Source organism: Clostridium pascui (genome assembly GCF_016908015.1).
Taxonomy (GTDB): domain Bacteria; phylum Bacillota; class Clostridia; order Clostridiales; family Clostridiaceae; genus Clostridium_AK; species Clostridium_AK pascui.
In genome coordinates this window covers 127,355-146,501 of the sequence record NZ_JAFBDB010000005.1, presented here as the reverse complement: position 1 = coordinate 146,501, position 19,147 = coordinate 127,355, and the positions used below count along the sequence as shown (strand labels likewise).

Annotated in this window: 17 protein-coding genes and 1 riboswitch; of the genes, 14 read left to right on the top strand and 3 right to left on the bottom strand. The window is 31.3% G+C overall.

Translation table 11 applies throughout. The annotated features are described in order from the left end of the window. Positions 1 to 6: 6 nt before the first annotated feature. Both JOC70_RS13200 and JOC70_RS13195 read left to right on the top strand, forming a co-directional pair. Positions 7 to 933 (top strand): radical SAM protein, encoded by a 927-nt coding sequence (locus JOC70_RS13200; protein ID WP_204599367.1) that lies wholly within the window; start codon positions 7 to 9, stop codon positions 931 to 933. Between the two features lie 13 nt (positions 934 to 946). Beyond that, a complete protein-coding gene (locus JOC70_RS13195) occupies positions 947 to 1,819 on the top strand; it encodes a pyridoxamine kinase (RefSeq protein WP_204599366.1) in 873 nt (290 codons plus the stop codon). Positions 1,820 to 1,890: 71 nt separating this feature from the next. Here JOC70_RS13195 and JOC70_RS13190 read toward each other — a convergent pair whose 3' ends face one another. Continuing rightward, positions 1,891 to 3,630, bottom strand: coding sequence for a sigma-54-dependent Fis family transcriptional regulator (locus JOC70_RS13190; RefSeq protein ID WP_204599365.1), 1,740 nt, complete (start codon positions 3,628 to 3,630; stop codon positions 1,891 to 1,893). Between the two features lie 298 nt (positions 3,631 to 3,928). Here JOC70_RS13190 and JOC70_RS13185 point away from each other — a divergent pair, with 298 nt between their 5' ends. The 9 genes from JOC70_RS13185 to JOC70_RS13145 all read left to right on the top strand — a co-directional run bounded on the left by JOC70_RS13185 (position 3,929) and on the right by JOC70_RS13145 (position 13,215). Beyond that, on the top strand, positions 3,929 to 5,212 hold the full coding sequence (locus JOC70_RS13185) for an L-cysteine desulfidase family protein (RefSeq protein WP_204599364.1): 1,284 nt from the start codon (positions 3,929 to 3,931) through the stop codon (positions 5,210 to 5,212). Between the two features lie 72 nt (positions 5,213 to 5,284). Continuing rightward, positions 5,285 to 6,475 carry a dicarboxylate/amino acid:cation symporter gene (locus JOC70_RS13180; protein WP_204599363.1) on the top strand — a complete coding sequence of 397 codons (1,191 nt, stop codon included), beginning with the start codon at positions 5,285 to 5,287 and terminating at the stop codon, positions 6,473 to 6,475. A gap of 97 nt (positions 6,476 to 6,572) precedes the next feature. Further along, positions 6,573 to 7,736, top strand: a complete 1,164-nt coding sequence (locus JOC70_RS13175) for a M20 family metallopeptidase (RefSeq protein ID WP_204599362.1) — start codon at positions 6,573 to 6,575, stop codon at positions 7,734 to 7,736. Positions 7,737 to 7,866: 130 nt separating this feature from the next. Continuing rightward, positions 7,867 to 9,036, top strand: coding sequence for an efflux RND transporter periplasmic adaptor subunit (locus JOC70_RS13170; RefSeq protein WP_204599361.1), 1,170 nt, complete (start codon positions 7,867 to 7,869; stop codon positions 9,034 to 9,036). Between the two features lie 14 nt (positions 9,037 to 9,050). Next, on the top strand, positions 9,051 to 9,743 hold the full coding sequence (locus JOC70_RS13165) for an ATP-binding cassette domain-containing protein (RefSeq protein WP_204599554.1): 693 nt from the start codon (positions 9,051 to 9,053) through the stop codon (positions 9,741 to 9,743). Between the two features lie 23 nt (positions 9,744 to 9,766). Further along, positions 9,767 to 10,975 (top strand): ABC transporter permease, encoded by a 1,209-nt coding sequence (locus tag JOC70_RS13160; RefSeq protein WP_204599360.1) that lies wholly within the window; start codon positions 9,767 to 9,769, stop codon positions 10,973 to 10,975. 114 nt (positions 10,976 to 11,089) lie between these two features. Then, positions 11,090 to 11,662 (top strand): hypothetical protein, encoded by a 573-nt coding sequence (locus JOC70_RS13155; protein WP_204599359.1) that lies wholly within the window; start codon positions 11,090 to 11,092, stop codon positions 11,660 to 11,662. Between the two features lie 220 nt (positions 11,663 to 11,882). Beyond that, on the top strand, positions 11,883 to 12,158 hold the full coding sequence (locus JOC70_RS13150) for a DUF1294 domain-containing protein (RefSeq protein WP_204599358.1): 276 nt from the start codon (positions 11,883 to 11,885) through the stop codon (positions 12,156 to 12,158). Between the two features lie 195 nt (positions 12,159 to 12,353). Next, positions 12,354 to 12,477: riboswitch (cyclic di-AMP (ydaO/yuaA leader) on the top strand. Between the two features lie 3 nt (positions 12,478 to 12,480). Then, entirely contained in the window at positions 12,481 to 13,215 is a 735-nt protein-coding gene (locus tag JOC70_RS13145) for a cell wall hydrolase (protein WP_204599357.1), read from the top strand. A gap of 115 nt (positions 13,216 to 13,330) precedes the next feature. On the opposite strand, the gene JOC70_RS13140 is transcribed toward JOC70_RS13145, so the two are convergent. Further along, on the bottom strand, positions 13,331 to 14,068 hold the full coding sequence (locus JOC70_RS13140) for a DUF3298 and DUF4163 domain-containing protein (RefSeq protein ID WP_204599356.1): 738 nt from the start codon (positions 14,066 to 14,068) through the stop codon (positions 13,331 to 13,333). Between the two features lie 224 nt (positions 14,069 to 14,292). Here JOC70_RS13140 and amrA point away from each other — a divergent pair, with 224 nt between their 5' ends. Together amrA and amrS are read left to right on the top strand one after the other, a co-directional pair. Next, a complete protein-coding gene (amrA, locus tag JOC70_RS13135) occupies positions 14,293 to 15,696 on the top strand; it encodes an AmmeMemoRadiSam system protein A (RefSeq protein WP_204599355.1) in 1,404 nt (467 codons plus the stop codon). A gap of 28 nt (positions 15,697 to 15,724) precedes the next feature. Next, positions 15,725 to 16,696, top strand: a complete 972-nt coding sequence (gene amrS, locus JOC70_RS13130; protein ID WP_204599354.1) for an AmmeMemoRadiSam system radical SAM enzyme — start codon at positions 15,725 to 15,727, stop codon at positions 16,694 to 16,696. Positions 16,697 to 16,739: 43 nt separating this feature from the next. Here the strand turns inward: amrS and JOC70_RS13125 are convergent, their stop codons facing one another. Next, positions 16,740 to 16,910 carry a hypothetical protein gene (locus tag JOC70_RS13125; RefSeq protein ID WP_186430582.1) on the bottom strand — a complete coding sequence of 57 codons (171 nt, stop codon included), beginning with the start codon at positions 16,908 to 16,910 and terminating at the stop codon, positions 16,740 to 16,742. Between the two features lie 422 nt (positions 16,911 to 17,332). On the opposite strand from JOC70_RS13125, the gene JOC70_RS13120 reads away from it, so the two are divergent. Beyond that, entirely contained in the window at positions 17,333 to 19,069 is a 1,737-nt protein-coding gene (locus tag JOC70_RS13120) for an ABC transporter ATP-binding protein (RefSeq protein ID WP_204599353.1), read from the top strand. Positions 19,070 to 19,147: the final 78 nt, after the last annotated feature.

The window sequence follows — 19,147 nt, the reverse complement described above, 5'->3', positions numbered from 1 at the left end:
AAATTAATGAAAGAATATAAATATATATTTGGACCCATACCATCTAGAAGAATGGGATTATCATTAGGGGTAAGTCCTATACCTAAAAAGACTTGTAACTATTCCTGTATATATTGTCAATTAGGTAGAACGGATAAAATGACCAATGAAAGACGCGAATATTTCCCTCTTGAAGGTATAGTAGAAGAATTTAAAGAGTACATAAAAAACAATGATAATTTTGATGTGGTGACAGTGGTAGGAGAAGGAGAACCTACTCTCTATTCAAGACTTGGAGAGCTTATTGATAAACTTAAAGCCTTAACTGAAAAACCTGTAGCAGTTATAGCAAATGGAGGTCTTTTTGACTTAGAAGAAGTTAGAGCAGACTTAATGAAAGCAGATATAGTACTCCCTACCTTTGATGCTTGCGATGAAGAAGAATTTATAAAGGTAAATAGACCAATTAAAAAAATTAACTTTAAAGATATATATGAGGGATTAGCTCAGTTTTGTAGAGAATATAAGGGCCAATTGTGGGTAGAAGTTATGCTCGTGCGCGGCTTTAATGATAGTGAAGGAAGTTTAAGAAAGCTTAGAACTCTTTTAGAAGGTTTAAGGTATGATAGATTATATATAAACACTCCTGTAAGACCTCCAGCTGAAGGATATGCGGCCCAAGTATCTAAGGAGACAATGATAAAAGCTTCAGAAATACTTAATGGTATTGCTATAGATACCTTGACTGAAGGAAGTTTTTATAGTGAAGAAAAGGATGATTATAAAGCAATACTTGATATAATAAAAAGACATCCGATGAATCAACATGAAATTATTAGCTTTTTAACTGACAGGAATGCTGAAAATATAGATGATATGGTAAAAAGATTAGAAGAAGATAGTAAGATAGAAGTAGTTAATTATAAGGGGTATAAAACTTTTAGATTAATATAAAGGACGGGATACTATGGAAAAACATATTAAAAGGGTGGCAGCTATTCATGATATGTCTGGTTTTGGCAAAACTTCTCTTACAGCAATAATACCTATATTATCTACTATGAAAATTCAAGTATGTCCCCTTCCTACAGCCATATTGTCTACCCATACTGGAGGATTTGATAATTATACTTTTGTAGATTTAACAGATACCATGGAGACATATATAAAACACTGGAAGGATTTAAATTTAGAATTTGACTCAATATACAGTGGTTTTTTGGGATCTAATAGGCAAATAGAAATTGTGGCAGATTTTATAGATAAATTTAAGAAACAGGATACATTAGTAGTAGTTGATCCAGTGCTTGCAGATAATGGAGAACTGTACAGCACTATGAATGATGAGATGGTAAAAAATATGAAGCAACTTATTAAAAAAGCACAAATAATAACTCCAAATTTTACTGAAATGGCGCTGCTTTTAGACAAGGAGTATAATAGAAATATAAGTACAGAAGAACTAAAGTTATGGTTAAAAGAATTGTCTGATATGGGTCCGGAAGTAGTTATAGGAACAAGTATGCCTGAAGATAAGGATGAAAAATTCACAAGTGTAATTGCTTATGACAAAAGGCATGATAAGTATTGGAAAGTTAGCTGTGCTTTTATACCTGCACATTATCCTGGAACAGGGGATATATTCAGCAGTGTTATAGTAGGAAGTCTTTTAAATGGAGAAAGCATTCCTGTAGCCATCGATAGGGCAGTTCAATTTGTAAATTCAGCAATAAAGGCAAGTTATGGATTTGATTATCCAGAAAGAGAAGGCGTACTTTTAGAAAATGTACTTAATAATCTCAATATGCCTGTATATATGAATAGTTACCAATTACTGTAGCAAGGAAATAGGTAATAATAGTTAAGGGGGAAATTCAGAGTAAATTGAATGTCCCCCTTAACTATTATTTACTAGCCATTAATTATTCTATAAAGTGTTGCCATGCTTATTCCTAGGGCCTTTGCAGCAGCTTTTTTTCCGTTTAGGTCACTTCCGTAAATATTTAGGGCATTTAAAACTAAGTCTTTTTGATAGTTCTTTACCATATGGTTTAAATCCATGGAAGATTCAGGTGCTTTTATGTTCCTATTTTTGAGTTTTGCTCCTAGTACATCTAAAGATATATTACTACCGGTGGCAAAATTAACTCCATATTCTATGAGATTTTTAAGCTCTCGTATATTTCCTGGGAAAGAGTATGAAAGTAGGGCTTTCTCGCATTCGTTTGTAAAGCCTTTTATATCTTTTTCATAAATGGTACAAAACTTTTTTAAAAAGTATCTAGCCAAAAGTATTATATCGTAGCCTCTTTCACGTAGTGGAGGTATTCTTATAGGAATTACATTTATTCTATAAAATAAATCTTCTCTAAAGATATCTTCACTTACTAATTTATGTAAGTCCTTATTTGTGGCAGATATTATCCTTGGATTTACTTTTATTGTCTTGAGGCCGCCAACTCTCATTATTTCTTTTTCTTCAAGTACTCTCAAAAGTTTTACTTGGGAGTCTTGGGGAAGATCACCAAGTTCATCTAAAAATACTGTTCCATTTTTAGCTATTTCAAACTTGCCAAGCTTTCCTTGAAGGTTTCCGCCAGTAAAGGAGCCTTTTTCATATCCAAAAAGTTCGCTTTCAATTAAAGATTCAGGAATTGCTCCACAATTTATAGGCATGAATATATCTTCACGACGTTTACTAGAGCAGTGAATAGCTCTTGCAAAAACTTCTTTTCCAGTGCCGCTTTCCCCTAAAAGAAGTACTGATACATCACTTTCAGCAACTTGCATAGCTTGAAGCTTTGCTTTAAGCAGGCTTTCGCTTTCTCCAAGTATATCTTCAAAGGTAGTTATATTTGGATTTTCAGTTACTTTAAAAACGGATTTCTGCATTTTATTAAAGTCTGAAAATAACAATACCGCTCCTTCGCGTTTATCTTTCACAAGTATAGGAGAAGAGTTTATAATAAAATAATTTTTGCCTATAGGAAGTGGGCCTATTTCACCATTGAAATTTAGCTCTTTTAAACTCTTTATGGTGCTTTTAGGAAGTAAAGAAGTTATGTCGGATGAATCTTTTAAGGTATCCAAATACTTCTCCTTAAGGTACTTATTGACGGTTATTATTTTTCCGTCATTGTTTATAGTTATAACCCCTTCGTTTTTTATAGAATCTATTAAAGTATTGAATTCAGATAACTTATATTCAGCCATACTTCCTAAAAGTCTTTCGTGTATTTTAGAGGCTATAAGATTGCTAAGTCTATTTTCGAAGGCTTCATAATCATCTTTTTTATTTACAAATAGACCTTTTATATCATGGTTAAATATACTCATTCCTAGTATTCCAACTATATTTTCATCAACTATTATAGGCATACAAAGTTCGGCCTGTTCCTTGCAGGTACCCTGAGCATAGCAGCCTTGACATAAGGAATCTTTGGTAGGCTCTGTAATAAAAAAGTTTTTTCCTGTTTCAAGAGATTTATGATAAACGGAATTTTGAGGAATAAATCCACCTATTTTTTCTTTGAATTCTCCTGTTCCACATATTCTTTGAAGATTTTTATCTACAATTGTTATATCTATTCCAGTTATGGCTTTAGTGGTTTCGCAAATTTCTTGCAGATCCTTTTGAAAGGTATTTAACATAATATATCTCCTCTTTATTTCACTCCAAGTATAATTCAAATATCGAAAAAAGATTACTAAAGTATAATAGAACTATATTATCAGAAATGATAATATAGTTCTCATTTCTGATAATACATTAAATGAGGAATAAATACAAGTGTTTATACGTTTACATATTTATATTTATCAAATATGAGAAATATGAAAAGAAAATTCAAGATAAAACATAAAAAGACGGCACCTTAGCTATTGGCACGGTTATTGCTTGTAAATATTGATAAGAATAAATAGTGATAGAAATAAAGGAGGAAGTATTATGAATGAGGAATTATTATTAAATATACTAAAAAATCAAGTAACACCAGCTCTAGGATGTACTGAACCAGGAGCGGTAGCTTATGCTGTGGCAGTAGCTAAAGAAGCACTTGGAGAAGAAGTTAAATCTTTAGAAATTATAGTAGATAAAAATATATTGAAAAATGGTATGGAAGTTGGAATACCAGGAACAAAGGAAAAAGGAATTATATTTGCAGCAGCACTTTCGCTTGTAATGGGAAAATCTGAATATAAGCTAGAAGCACTTAAAGGAATATCTGAGGAAGATATAAAAAAGGCATTTAAAATAGTTAATGAAAAGATAATAAAATTAAATCTTAAAGAAGGTACTTCAGGGTTATATATAGAAATTATAGCAAGAGGCATAAATGATATTTCTACATCAAAAATTAGAAATACTCATTTGAATTTAGTAAGCGTATCAAGAAATGAAAAGATATTATTTGAAAAAGAAGAAATTCCAGCTATTAGTGAAGAAAAAAAAGAAGACACTTCAAATTTGAGAGATAGGATAAGAGAATTTACAATTTCAGATTTGATTATGTTTGTTAATGAAATAGATTATGAAAAAATAAAATTTATAAATGATGGCATTCAAATGAACATGGCAATGGGGAATGTCGGGCTTAAAGGAGAAACTGGAATTGGTATTGCAAAGTTTTATAGTAAATTAGAAGGAATTCAAAATAAGGCAAAGTCACTAACAGCAGCAGCATCTGAAGCTAGAATGTCTGGATATCCACTTCCTGTAATGAGTAGTGCAGGTTCAGGAAATCACGGACTTGTAGCAATACTTCCAATTGCATTTATAGGGCAGGAAAAAGGAATGGAAGAAGAGAAGATAATAAGAGCGGTTGCATTAAGTCATTTAGTTACTATATTTGTTAAAAGCTATACAGGTTCTCTAACTCCAGTATGTGGATGTGGAGTGGCAGCAGGCGTAGGCTGCAGCGCTGGACTTACTTATCTTTTAGGAGGTAACACGAGACAAATAGAGGGTGCTATAAGTAACATGATTGCAGGTCTTACAGGAATGATATGTGATGGAGCCAAAATTGGATGTGCTTATAAGCTTGCTATATCTGTATCTTCCGCCTTAGATGCCAGCGAACTTGCACTTAACGATGTAGTTATACCTTCAAATAATGGCATATTAGATGAATCAGTAGAAAAAGCCATACAAAATTTAGGCAGGGTTTCTAATGAAGGTATGGATCATACTGATAGTGTTATATTAGACGTTATGGTTAAGAAGTGTGTTTAATAAATAAAATTTTATTGTCCATTAATAATTTACTTTTATATAAAAATAATTAGAAACAAGGGGGATATGTTAATGGGTAAGTTAAAGGACAACTTAATAGTAAAGCTGTTTTTAGGAGTAGTACTAGGTCTTATAATAGGCCTTGCAGCTTCTAAGCAAGTTATTATTATTATTGTAACTGCAAAGTATGTTTTTGGGCAAATTATATTTTACTGTATTCCTTTAGTTATTATAGGGTTTATTGCACCAGCAATTATTAAAATGAGGAGTAATGCAAGTAAGATGTTAGGTGCAGCAGTGGTTATTGCATATGTATCATCTGTAGGGGCAGCTGCTTTTTCCATGATATCTGGGTATAGCATTATACCACACTTATCAATATCAAATAACACAGAAGGTCTAAAAGAACTTCCAGAAATACTATTTAAGCTGGATATTCCTCCAATAATGACAGTTATGACGGCTTTAGTTACGGCGATATTAATTGGACTTGCAACAGCATGGACAAATTCAGATTTAGTAGAAAAAATATTTGATCAATTTCAAAATATTACACTTTCAATAGTAAGCAGAGTAGTTATTCCGATATTACCTTTTTTTGTTGGAACTACCTTTGCATGTCTTGCTTATGAAGGTGGAATTACAAAACAACTGCCAGTATTTTTAATAGTAATATTTATTGTTATAGTTGGACATCTTATTTGGCTTACATTGCTGTACCTTATAGGTGGAGCTATATCTAAAAAAAATCCAATGGAAGTTATAAAACACTATGGGCCAGCGTATTTAACAGCTGTAGGAACTATGTCCAGTGCGGCAACTTTACCTGTATCTCTTAAATGTGCTCATAAATCAAAGGTTCTGAGAAAGGATATGGTGGATTTTGCAGTGCCACTTTGTGCAAATATTCATCTCTGCGGATCAGTTTTAACTGAGGTATTCTTTGTAATGACGGTATCCAAAGTAGTATATGGAACATTACCACCTTTAAGTTCTATGATTCAATTTATTATACTTCTTGGAATATTTGCAATAGGTGCCCCTGGAGTTCCTGGAGGAACAGTAATGGCTTCACTAGGATTGATTACAAGCATACTTGGATTTAACGATTCTGCAGTAGCGTTAGTTCTTACTATATTTGCACTACAAGATAGTTTCGGAACAGCATGCAATGTTACAGGGGATGGAGCTATAACTTTAATGCTAACAGGACTTGTAGAAAGAAATTCATATTTTAAACACGAGGAGACCATTGAAGTATAAAATATGCAGAAATAATTTAGTATAAAGGATAAAATAATCCCTACATCTAATATAAATAGATAGTAGGGATTTTTATTTATTTGAGAGGAGATTTTTTATGGATATTAAAGCGCTGTCGGAAAAGTATAATGATTATATTATAAGAATGAGAAGAGAATTTCATCAGCATCCAGAATTAAGCTGGGAGGAAGAGTGGACAACTGATAGAATTGAAAAAGAACTAAAGGATATGGGTTTGAAGACTGAAAGATTTGAGGGTAAAACCGGAGTAGTGGCATACTTAGAAGGTGGAAAAGCTGGAAAGACCATAGCTCTAAGAGCAGATATAGATGCACTTCCCATAGAAGAACATACAGAGTTGTCCTTTAAATCTACTAATAAAAATATGCATGCTTGCGGTCATGATTGTCATACTGCTATGCTTTTAGGAGCTGTAAAAATACTTGGAGAAATTAAAAATGATTTAAATGGAAATATAAAGTTTATATTTCAGGCAGCAGAAGAAACCTGCCATGCAGCAGAGTATTATGTGGAGCAAGGAATCCTTGAAGGAGTGGATGCCATATTTGGAATGCATATATGGGGAACATTAGAGGCTCCTAAGATAAATTTTGAGCCAGGCGGGCGCATGGCTTCCTGTGATAACTTTAAAATAACTGTAAGGGGGAAGGCAGCCCATGGTTCTGCACCACATTTAGGAGAAGATGCAGTAGTTGCAGCAGCTTCAATAATAATGAATATTCAAACTTATGTGAGCAGAAAAAATAATCCATTAAACCCTCTTGTTATAAGTATAGGAACTATACATGGTGGAAATAGATTTAACATTATTGCAGATAAAGTTGAAATGGAAGGAACTATAAGAACTTTTTCAAAGGAGGTCAGAGGATATCTAGAAAAGGACTTAAGAAATATAATAGAAAACACAGCTAAGGCCTTAGAGGCAGAAGCGGAATTTGAATATTTATGTTACCCATCCCCGGTAATAAATGATGAAAAACTTGCTGAGATAGCAAAGAAAGTATCAGTAAAACTATATGGAGAAGAAAGCCTAGTATCAATGGATAGACTTATGGGGTCAGAAGACTTTGCATACTTTATGGATGTAGTTCCTGGAGTATACGGATTTTTAGGATGTAGAAATGAAGATATAGGAGCTATATATTCTAATCATAGTGATAAATTTACGGTAGATGAAGATGTTTTAAAAAGAGGATCGGCACTGTATGCACAGTTTGCAGTGGACTTTTTAGAAAATTGATTTCTAATCTTAAACTATTGCTTAAAAAGTTGCTTTGCAACTTTTTTTTATTGGTATTAATTCTATTATTATTTCAAATACTATATTATAAAATTTTCAAAATGCAGAGCTGATATAGGAGAGAAGTAATATGAAGAAGAAAACTGCAATTATTTTATTAATTATAGGAATTTTATTAGTTGGTGGAATATATTTCCAAGGACAGAGAATTGCAAAATCAAAGATTAAGGAAGTAAAAACAGCTACAGTAAGTCGGGGAGATATAAAGTCTTATTTGTCAACTACTGCAGTAATTAAATCAAAAGAAAGTAAGGATTATTATTCAGCTCAACTTAAAATAAATAAACTTTATGTTAAAGTAGGAAGTAATTTAAAAAAGGGAGATAAAATTTTAGATTATGATATAACTGACATAAATGCTCAAGTTAGGCAGGCACAAATACAATATGATAATGCTATTTTGCAAAAGAGAGATGCAGTTAATCAAAGAGAGATGGTGGAGAGTAAGCGTAAAGATATAGAAGTGGAAATTGAAAGACTAGAGGAAAGTAAAAACCCCCAGGATCAAATTACTTTAGGAACGCTTAAGCAGCAAAGGGATTCTTTTAAAAGCATATCTGATGAGCAGCTTCAGCTTTTAGATAACTCGGTTGCATTAGCTAAAACTGCACTTAATACATCGTATAGTAAGCTCAGTATTGCTTCAGAAGGAATAATAGCTGATTTTGATGGAGTTATAACTTCATTAAATGTATCACAAGGTTCCATGGGTAATCCAACGCAGCCTGCATCAACTCTCCAAAACATAAAATCACTAAAAGCAGTAGTTTCTTTAGGAAAATATGATGTATTAAAGGTTAAGTTAGGTCAAGGCGCAATAATTAAAAATGGAGATAAAATATATAACGGCAAAGTTTCTTTTATAAGTCCTTCGGCAAGCAAGGGGCAAAACGTTATGGGTGTGGGCGTAGTAGATACAGTGGATAAAACTTTGGATTGTGATATAGATATTATAGGAAATCCACAAGATTTAAAGATAGATTTTGATGCAGATGTAGATATACTGCTTGGAGAAGTAAAAGGGGTATTAAAGATACCAACAGAAGCTATAAGAACAGATAAAAGTGGAAAAAACTTTGTGTATGCAGTTGAAAATGGAGTATTAAGTGAAAAGGAAGTAGGACTAGGGCTTCAGTCGGATATGGAAGCTGAAATAAAATCAGGATTAGCTCAAGGGGAGAAAGTTGTATTAAATCCATCTGGAAATTTTAAAACTGGAACTAAGGTTAGGGTAGTATAAGGAGAAACGATATGATAATTGAAGTAAAGGATGTCTATAAAACCTATGATACAGGAGCACTTAAATTTACAGCTTTAAAGGGAATAAATTTAAGTATAGATAAGGGAGAATTTACATCCATTATGGGGTCTTCGGGTTCTGGGAAGTCAACTTTTATGAATATTTTAGGCTGCCTTGATAAAATGGATAGTGGTATGTATATATTAAATAATAAAAATATATCTCATTTAGAAGATAATGAACTTGCTAAAATAAGAAATACAGAAATAGGATTTGTATTTCAGGCATTTAATCTTCTTCCGAGGATGACAATACTTGAAAATGTAGAATTACCAATGGTGTATGCAGGAATTGCTAAAAAGGAAAGAAGGAAAAAGGCACTTGATGCATTAGAAAGGGTAGGACTATCTGATAGAATTATACATAAACCTACTGAAATATCAGGAGGACAAAAGCAAAGAGTAGCAATAGCAAGGGCAATAGTTAATAATCCTTCTGTTATTATGGCAGATGAACCTACGGGAAATTTAGATAGTAAATCTACCTTTGAGATACTTAAAATATTTCAAGATTTAAATAATGAAGGGTCTACCATAATAATGGTTACTCATGAGCCAGATGTGGCTAAATATACAAAAAGAATTGTAAGATTTAGAGATGGGGAAATAGTAGCTGATGAAGTTGTGAAAAATAGGCTTATAGTGTGAACGCCATTTGAGGAGAGAATAAAATGACTTTTATTGAAAACTTTAAAATAGCTTTAGATAGCATAAGAGCTAATAAGTTAAGGTCACTTTTAACAATGCTTGGCATAATAATTGGTATAAGTTCCGTAATTACAATAGTTTCTTTAGGCCAGGGTGGTCAAAGTACCATTACAGGAGAATTTGAAAAGATCGGTTCTACATCTGTAAGTATAAGAGTTGATACTCAAAAGGCAAATAAAAGTGATTATATAACTATGGAAGATATAAATCAAATTAGAGACAAAATAACCTCTGTAAAATACATAACACCAACTTTGCAAAAACAGGGAGTAGTAACATCAAATAAGAAATCTAAAAGAGCATATATCACTGGAGGTAATGAGGAACTTCAGTATGCTAGAAATTTGGAAATAATATATGGAAGATTTTTTAATGAAAGAGAGTATTTAGAAGGGGAGTCTGTAATTGTAGTTGATCAAGTGGCGGCTAGAAAACTTTTTGGATATGAAGATGTGGTTGGCAAGACAATAAAAGTTGGCTCTAAAAATTCTCCTAAACAAGCTTTAATCATAGGGGTTATAAAAAGTGAAATGGAGATGTTTGGAGGAGATGATGAAAATATACCCGCTATGGTTATGGCACCAGTAACACTTGTGCAAGAATTGTATGGTAGTGATAATTTAATAGATTCAATACTTGTAAGTGCAACTTCTAAGGAGTTAAGTGAAACAGCTGGGAATAGTGCCCTAAATATACTTGAAAGCAGACACAACAATAAAGGAAGGGACATATATAAAGCAGAAGCACTTATGAAGCAATTGGAACAAATAAATAAGATAATAGGAATATTTACTGCATTTATAGGTGCGGTAGCTGCTATCTCTCTCATAGTTGGAGGAATCGGCGTTATGAATATTATGCTTGTATCAGTTACTGAAAGAACTAGAGAAATAGGTATAAGGAAGGCAATAGGGGCAACCACAGGTACAATATTGCTTCAATTTTTGACGGAATCTGTAATAATTTCAGTTGTGGGTGGAATGATAGGAATGATTTTAGGAGTAATAGGTGCAAATATAATAGGTTCCTTTGCAAATATCGTGCCAAAAGTATCTTGGGTAGTTGTGGCTAGTACAATATTGTTTTCTTCAGCGGTGGGTATTTTTTTTGGAATATATCCTGCAAAAAAAGCAGCTCAAATGGATCCTATAGATGCATTGAGATATGAGTAAAATGGAATTTATTTACTGAATTTATCATAGGCTTTTTTCTAATACTAACATTGTAGTATTTTAAAGACTGCAAATTATACTCATAAAATAGTATTATAGAAAGGAGAATTTATTATGATGAAATCAAAAAAGTTAATAGTTGCATTAACTATTGCAGCAACTATAATGCCTTCAGCAGCTTTAGCTCAAACAACACCTTCAAATGAACAAAAGTCACCTAATAATATAATAGAGAGCCAAAAGGAAGATAAGAAACAAGATAAGAAGGAAGATTTTGAAAAGAGAGAAGAAAAAATAAACAAAAGATTAGAAAAACAATCTAAGCTTGTAGAAAAAGCAGATGAAATAGTTCCAGGAACAAAGGCACAATGGGATAAGACTATAAACGAAAGAAAAGAATTAATGGAACAATTTAAGCCTTTAATTAAAAAGCACAAGGAAGATAATATGGTAAAAGATAATGCAGAAAATAAAAAAGACTGCAGAGAAGAAAATAAAGAAAAACGAGAAGAAATGAAAAAAGAGCATGATAAGATGAGAGAAGAAAAGAAAGCTATGTGGAAAGACTTTGAAAAGGCTGTGGATTCAAAGGATGGTAAACAAGTAAAAGCTAGTTTTGATAAAATAATTAATTCAATGGAGCAATCCAATAGTAGATTAAAATCAAAAATTGAAAAATTATCATAATTCCTAAGTGACTGTCGCAAAATTTTATTTTGAGACAGTCACTTTTTTAGAAAAAATTATAAATTATTTTAAATTTAGATAACTTCTGAATGGACCAAGACATATTTTTATAAAAGGTGATATAATGATAAATAGATACAGGAAATTTTCTAATAGTTTACTAATCTATACTAAAATTTAAGATTACCAATAGATATTCAAATCATGTAAGGAGATATATATGTATTATATTTATATTTTTATAGTTATAAACATAATAAGCTGCTCACTTATGGGGTGGGATAAACACTGCGCAAGAAAGCATAAGTGGAGAGTGCCTGAAAAGGTATTGTTTGGATGGGCGTTTTTATTTGGAGCTACTGGAGCATATCTAGGAATGAAGGTATTTCATCATAAAACTTTACATAATATGTTCAGATATGGTTTTCCGACTCTTATGATTATACAGTGGGTTTTTATTATAACTTTTTTATCAAAATATCATATCATATTTTGAATAAGAATGATTAATTTAAATAGGCATTTATATAAATGTCTTTTTATTTTAGGAAAAAACTTATATAAAATTTAAGCTTTTTGCTATATTTTATTAGGAAAATCTACTGTAAACAATACCAGTCAAATCAATGGATTAAGGAGATATGCCAGTAATTTCATATAGACAACTTGTATGATAGACTATAAAATGTAACTTACAAAGATGCCGAATCTCCTTTATGGAGTACGGGGGATATCCTATGGGGTGAATCTTTTAAAGTAGGGTACCTCTAACCCGAACCCGTCAACTAACCTCGGAGGCAAAATGGAGGTATAAAATTATGAAAAAATTAAAGGTATTTGCTTTATCTATGATTTTAGTTTTAGGATTAAGTATTGTGATTTATAATACTAATGCTAAAATGGTTAATAATCAGGAAAAGAAATATCAAAATCAAGAGATAGCGACATTAGGTAATAATGAAGAGGACATGCATAAGGCAGTTAATGAAGATAAGGAAAGTTCGAATTTAAAAACTGTAAGCTTTAATAATTCAGATGAAGCTAAAAATGTAGACAAGAATAAGGGACAAGATGTAAGTGGCTTAAATAAGACAAATGCTGATGTTAAAAAAGTTAGCACAGTATCAAAAACACAGCCAAAGGTAAAGTCATCAAATAAAGCTGCTGCCAGTAGAGGAAACCTAAAAGCGGCTGTATCATATAATGCAAAAGAGTTAGATCTTCTTGCAAGACTTGTTAGAGCAGAAGCAGGGGGGGAATCTTATAGTGCACAGGTGGCTGTAGCAGCAGTGGTTATAAATAGAGTTAAAAGCTCAAAGTTTCCAAATACTATAACTGCAGTTATACACAGTAATAATCAATTTACTCCAGTACAAAATGGACAAATTAATAAACCTGCAACAGCTGCTAACAAAAAGGCAGTACAAGAAGCTTTATATGGAGAAGATCCAAGTAATGGAGCATTATTTTTCTATGATACAAGTTGTACAAGTAAATGGTTATTGTCCAAGCCTGTAAAAGCTAGAATAGGTAAAATGGTATACGCATATTAGAAATAAGACGGCATTTTAATGTTGAACGTACCGTATGGATTCTGCATTTAAGAAAGAGCTTCTAATGCTTGCTCAATGCTTTCTACAATGCAGAACCCATACTCTATGTTCAACATTAAAAATATCGTAATTTCCTTAGAGGAATTGTAAATTCTTGAATGCCTAGTACATAGGGACCTATTTCATAAGGTTGAAAGTAAATTACAAGGTTACTGCCATCAATATAAAAAGGTTGAGTATTGCTTATAGTTTTAAATTCTGTTATTGGAATGGCTCCAGGAACAGAATTTTTTTTGTCTATTTGAAGCTGTATTTCCTTGTTAATTAAGTCAATGTAATTTGTGGTTGGCTTAAATAATTTTTCTAAAGTAACATTTTCACCAGTCTTTAAGTTCAAATTATAAGGTAGTTTATATGAAATGCCGTGAGCACCACCGGTATATTCGTAATACATAATAGTAAGGCTTAAGAATGAGGCATTAGCATAATGAACGTCATAATTTGTCTGAACATTATAGGGGCTAGTTAAGATGTTGTTGTCCATATCAGTTTTAGCAAGTTTTTCTATTTTGTTCTTAAGATCATAAATAGAATTTAATATATATTTATTTATTTTATCTTGAATATTTTTGTCCTTTAAATTATTTAATGTAGGTATATTCAAATCCACTTCAATATAATCTTCCTTGTAATTTATTTTTGTAGTACTTATCGTTATATTATTTATATCATATAAAAACATAGAGTTTGATTTTAGTTTTGCGGAATGAGCATTAACAGGATAAATGATATTTATTATAAAACTTAATAAAGTTAGCACTAAGACAGAAAATACAAATAAAGATTTTTTCATTTAATCACCTCAAAAGTTAAGTCTTCATAGTTAGCATTTGTCTTATTAGATTTATTATGTATGTATAATATTCATGATTTACAAAAACAATGGTTAAATTATGATTGTTAATACAATGTAATTCTCTAAGATATTTTTTTGAATTAAATTATAGTGTTTAAATATGGATGGTTTAGAGAAATATATTATTATATAGTGAATTTTATATTAAGGAGAGAGTATAAATGGGTAAAATTTTATCGCATTATATAATGCCGCATCCACCTATTGCTGTAGCAGAGGTAGGAAAAGGGGAAGAAAAAAAGATTCAAAAGACCATAGATGCTTGCATTGAAATTTCAAAGGATATAGAAGAAAAAAAGCCTGAAACTATAATAATAATTACTCCTCATGGACCACTTTTTAGAGATGCTGTGGCAATAATGAGTTCAGAGAGGATAGAAGGGGATTTTAGGAATTTTAATGCGCCAAATGTAAGCTTTCAACTAAATATAGATGGAGAAATATCAAATAATCTATTAAAGAATTTAGCTCATGAGGATATAATGGCTGTGGGTATAGATGAAACAAATTCTAGATTATATGATATAGAATTAGAATTAGACCATGGTGTTATGGTTCCACTATATTTTATAAATAAAAATTATAAGAATTATAAGTTAGTGCATATAACATATGGATTATTATCTTCAGAAGAACTTTATAAAGTAGGTAAGATAATTAAAAGCACTGTAGAGAGTTCTTCTATAGATGTGGTTTTAATAGCTTCAGGTGACTTATCTCATAAATTAAGCGAAGAGAGTCCATATGGATATGCAAAGGAAGGACCAGAATTTGATGATAAAATAACAACACTCTTAGAAAGCGGAGATGTAAAAGAAATTTTCAACCTAAATGGCAATATGTGTGAAGTTGCTGGGGAGTGCGGACTTAGGTCCTTTTATATTTTACTTGGAACGTTGTATGATAAAAAAATACAAGGAAAGCTTCTTTCTTATGAAGGGCCTTTTGGAATAGGATATGGAGTAATGAAAATGGAAACAGTAGGAGATGAAGAAACTGATATCTTAAAGGAACTAGAAACAAAAAAAGAAGAAAAATTAAAGAAAATAAGGGATAGAGAAAGCGAATATGTAAAACTTGCCAGAAAAAGTATTGAAGGATATATAAGAAATAAGAAATATATTGAGATAGCTGAAGATTTACCTGAGGAAATGTTAAAAGAAAAAAGAGGAGTATTTGTTTCTCTAAAGAAAAATGGAGATCTTAGGGGATGTATTGGTACAACAGCCCCTACAACAAATAATGTAGCAGAAGAGATAATAAAAAATGCAGTGGAGGCAGCGGTAGGAGATCCAAGATTTGCGCCTGTAGAGGAGAAGGAACTAGATGAAATTATATATTCTGTTGATGTGCTTATGCCTGCGGAGGATACTAAGAGAGAAGACTTAGATCCTAAGAAGTATGGGGTAATAGTAACCAGCGGCTATAAGGGAGCTTTATTACTTCCAGACCTTGAAGGAATAGATACTGTGGAAGAGCAATTAGATGTGGTACTCAGAAAAGCGGGCATAAATTCTGGGGAACAATACTCCCTACAAAGATTTGAAGTATTAAGGTATAGGTAATTTTTCAAAGGTAAAGGGGGCAGAAAACGTGCTTAAGGAAGCTATGTTTTATGAAAAGATAAATGATTATGTTGTATGCAATTTGTGTCCTCATAACTGTCATATAGAAGATGGAGGGAGAGGACTATGTGGACCTAGAAAGGTTCATGAGGGAAAGCTATACAATTCAAATTATGGAGAAATAAGTTCCATTTCTCTAGATCCTATAGAAAAGAAGCCGTTATATCACTATAAACCAGGAAGTTATATACTTTCTGTAGGAAGTTTCGGGTGTAATTTTAAATGTGGATTTTGTCAAAACTATAGTATTTCTCAACATAACGTAGATACTAGATACCTAGATCCTGAAGAGTTGATAAATTTAGCTCTTGAGCAGAAAAACAACGTGGGAATCGCTTTTACTTATAATGAACCTTCAATATGGTATGAGTATATATGGGATGTAAGTAGGAAAGCTGTAGATAAAAATATAGATATAGTACTTGTAAGTAATGGATACATTAGCAAAGAAGCATTAAAGGAATTATTGCCTTATATATCTGCGATGAATATAGATCTTAAAGCATTTAAGGATGAGTATTATAAGGATGTTTGCAAGGGAGATATCAGAGAGGTACTAGAAAATATAAAGCTTTGCAGTGAAAAAACTCATGTAGAAATAACTACACTGCTTGTAAATGGATATAATGATTCGGAAGAAGAAGTTGAAGAGCTATGTAAATGGATAGCATCTGTTGATAAAAATATTCCAGTACATTTTTCTAGATATTTTCCTTCATATCAATTTAAAGAAGAGCCAACTCCTGTTGAAAGAGTTTTAAAGGCAAAAGAAATAGGAGATAAATATTTAAATTATGTGTATATTGGAAATGTGCATGGTATAAATAATAATACTTATTGTCCTAAGTGTAATGAGCTAGTAATTAAAAGAGAAGGATATGAAATTAAAGACTTGAGATCTAATGGAAAATGTAGAAATTGTGATTTCAATATAAAATAAATACAAAATGGGCAGTGGAGCCCAATCTCCACCACCCATTTTATTAATTATTATGAGAAAGTTTAGAGCGTTTTGTGTATTTTTTACCAATAGAATGAGCTCCAATTTTTTCTCCATTTTCTATACCAATTTTAGCTCCATCTCGTGGATACATTTTTCTAAGTTCTGCATTGGTTTTAACATCGGTTTTTAAATGGCTTTTATTATTATCCATAGTATCTCCTGAAATAATCAGGATTCACCATCCTTTCTCCATCAAAGATTTTATAAGCTATACAAGGAAACATCTCAATAAATTTGAGATGTGCTGATTTATAACAAAATCAAAGATATTTATAAATCATGCAAAGATAGGCTAATTATATTTTTACCTTTAATATAAAGTAATATACTGAATATAAGCTTGTAAATATTCTACAAATTTATTTGTATTAAATATTAAAAAATTTAATTATAGATAGAAGAATATATATAATATTTATATTGATAAATACCAGATAAAATGTTATCTTAGTTTGTATATCAATTGATTATTAGGTTCATGTAGAGTTTGATTATAAGAGAAACTCTTTATATAAACCTTAGCAATGGTAATGTTTGAATAAAACTATAGGTAAAGAAAGGAGATTATAATTAATGAAAACTTTAAAAAAATTTATAAGTTACTATAAGCCATATAAAAAAATGTTTTATATGGATATGCTTTGTGCGTTTACGTTATCACTTATAGATTTAATGTTCCCTATTATCGTGAGCTTCATGCTAAATAACGTGTATATAAAAGAAAGAAGTGAGATATTAAAGTATGTAACTTTAATCGGTACAGGCTTACTCCTGATGTATATAGTGAGATATTTTTGTCAATACTATATAACTTCTTGGGGACATATTATGGGTGCAAGAATGGAGGCTGATATGAGAAGTGATATATTTAATCACTTACAAAGACTATCATTCTCTTATTATGATAACACAAATACAGGAAAACTTATGTCTAGAATAGTTACAGATTTATTTGATATATCAGAGCTTGCTCATCATGGGCCTGAGGATTTATTCATATCTTTGCTTAAAATTGTGGGTTCTTTTATGATACTCATGAGTATTGATGCAAGGATAACAATTATATTATTATTTATAACTCTCTTTATGATATATTCTTCACTTTTTTACAATAAAAAAATGAGAGCAGTATTTAAGAGTAATAGAGAAAAAATAGCAAATGTAAATGCTCAAATTCAGGACAGCCTTTCAGGTATAAGGGTTGTAAAGTCCTTCTCAAATGAAGAAATAGAAAATAAGAAATTTGAAATAGGAAATGATGCTTTTTTACAAACAAAAGAGAATAGTTATACTATTATGGGAAAATTCTTTAGTATGAATGGATTTTTCCAAGGGATATTATATCTTTCAGTAGTGATTTTTGGAGGTATATTTATAAGTAATGGAAGCTTTCAAGCTAAAGACCTTATGGTTTATATTCTATATATAAACATTTTCCTTAATCCTATAGACAAGCTTGTAAACTTTACAGAACAGTATCAGAAGGGAATAACTGGCTTTGAAAGATTCTTAGAAGTTATTAATACACATCCAGATATCATAGATAAAAAAGATGCTATAGAGTTAGAGAATCCAAAAGGAGAAATTATTCTTGAAAATGTATCCTTTAGCTACGATAACAGAAATTCAGTTCTCAAAAATATTAATATATCTATGGAAGCAGGAAAAACAGTTGCCATTGTAGGTCCTTCGGGAAGTGGTAAAACTACTTTCTGCAGTATAATACCAAGATTTTATGAAGTAGATGAAGGAGCAGTAAAAATAGATGGTATTGATATTAAAGATATTAAGATAAAATCTCTTAGAAGTAATATAGGTATTGTTCAACAAGATGTATATATGTTTGCAGGAACAATTAAGGAAAACATTGCGTATGGCAATACGAATGCTACTGATGAACAGATAATTGAAGCAGCTAAAATGGCAAATGCACATGAGTTTATAATGGGACTTGAAGAAGGATATGATACTTATGTAGGAGAGAGAGGAGTCAAGCTATCTGGTGGACAAAAGCAGAGAATATCAATAGCCAGAGTTTTTTTAAAGAATCCTCAGATATTAATATTGGACGAAGCTACATCTGCTCTTGACAATGAGAGTGAGAGATTAATACAAAAGTCATTAGAACTTCTTTCTAAGAATCGTACAACTATTGTAATTGCTCATAGATTAAGTACTATAAGGAACGCAGATGAGATAATTGTTCTTACTGATGAAGGAGTAAAAGAAAGAGGAAATCATGATGAACTTATGAATAAAAAAGGTGAATATATGAATCTTTACAATATGCAGTTTGATCAAGTTTCATAAATAAATGAAATTGCGACATTTTTAATGTTAAATCTTCCGTATGGGTTCTGCATTTAAGAAAGCGCTCACTACGCAAAG

What these genes read in the sequence shown, in the direction of transcription:
- JOC70_RS13200 (WP_204599367.1), top strand. Translation starts at nt 7, where the DNA reads ATGAAAGAATATAAATATATATTTGGACCCATACCATCTAGAAGAATG.
- JOC70_RS13195 (WP_204599366.1), top strand. Translation starts at nt 947, where the DNA reads ATGGAAAAACATATTAAAAGGGTGGCAGCTATTCATGATATGTCTGGT.
- JOC70_RS13190 (WP_204599365.1), bottom strand. Translation starts at nt 3,630, where the DNA reads ATGTTAAATACCTTTCAAAAGGATCTGCAAGAAATTTGCGAAACCACT.
- JOC70_RS13185 (WP_204599364.1), top strand. Translation starts at nt 3,929, where the DNA reads ATGAATGAGGAATTATTATTAAATATACTAAAAAATCAAGTAACACCA.
- JOC70_RS13180 (WP_204599363.1), top strand. Translation starts at nt 5,285, where the DNA reads ATGGGTAAGTTAAAGGACAACTTAATAGTAAAGCTGTTTTTAGGAGTA.
- JOC70_RS13175 (WP_204599362.1), top strand. Translation starts at nt 6,573, where the DNA reads ATGGATATTAAAGCGCTGTCGGAAAAGTATAATGATTATATTATAAGA.
- JOC70_RS13170 (WP_204599361.1), top strand. Translation starts at nt 7,867, where the DNA reads ATGAAGAAGAAAACTGCAATTATTTTATTAATTATAGGAATTTTATTA.
- JOC70_RS13160 (WP_204599360.1), top strand. Translation starts at nt 9,767, where the DNA reads ATGACTTTTATTGAAAACTTTAAAATAGCTTTAGATAGCATAAGAGCT.
- JOC70_RS13155 (WP_204599359.1), top strand. Translation starts at nt 11,090, where the DNA reads ATGATGAAATCAAAAAAGTTAATAGTTGCATTAACTATTGCAGCAACT.
- JOC70_RS13150 (WP_204599358.1), top strand. Translation starts at nt 11,883, where the DNA reads ATGTATTATATTTATATTTTTATAGTTATAAACATAATAAGCTGCTCA.
- JOC70_RS13145 (WP_204599357.1), top strand. Translation starts at nt 12,481, where the DNA reads ATGAAAAAATTAAAGGTATTTGCTTTATCTATGATTTTAGTTTTAGGA.
- JOC70_RS13140 (WP_204599356.1), bottom strand. Translation starts at nt 14,068, where the DNA reads ATGAAAAAATCTTTATTTGTATTTTCTGTCTTAGTGCTAACTTTATTA.
- amrA (WP_204599355.1), top strand. Translation starts at nt 14,293, where the DNA reads ATGGGTAAAATTTTATCGCATTATATAATGCCGCATCCACCTATTGCT.
- JOC70_RS13125 (WP_186430582.1), bottom strand. Translation starts at nt 16,910, where the DNA reads ATGGATAATAATAAAAGCCATTTAAAAACCGATGTTAAAACCAATGCA.
- JOC70_RS13120 (WP_204599353.1), top strand. Translation starts at nt 17,333, where the DNA reads ATGAAAACTTTAAAAAAATTTATAAGTTACTATAAGCCATATAAAAAA.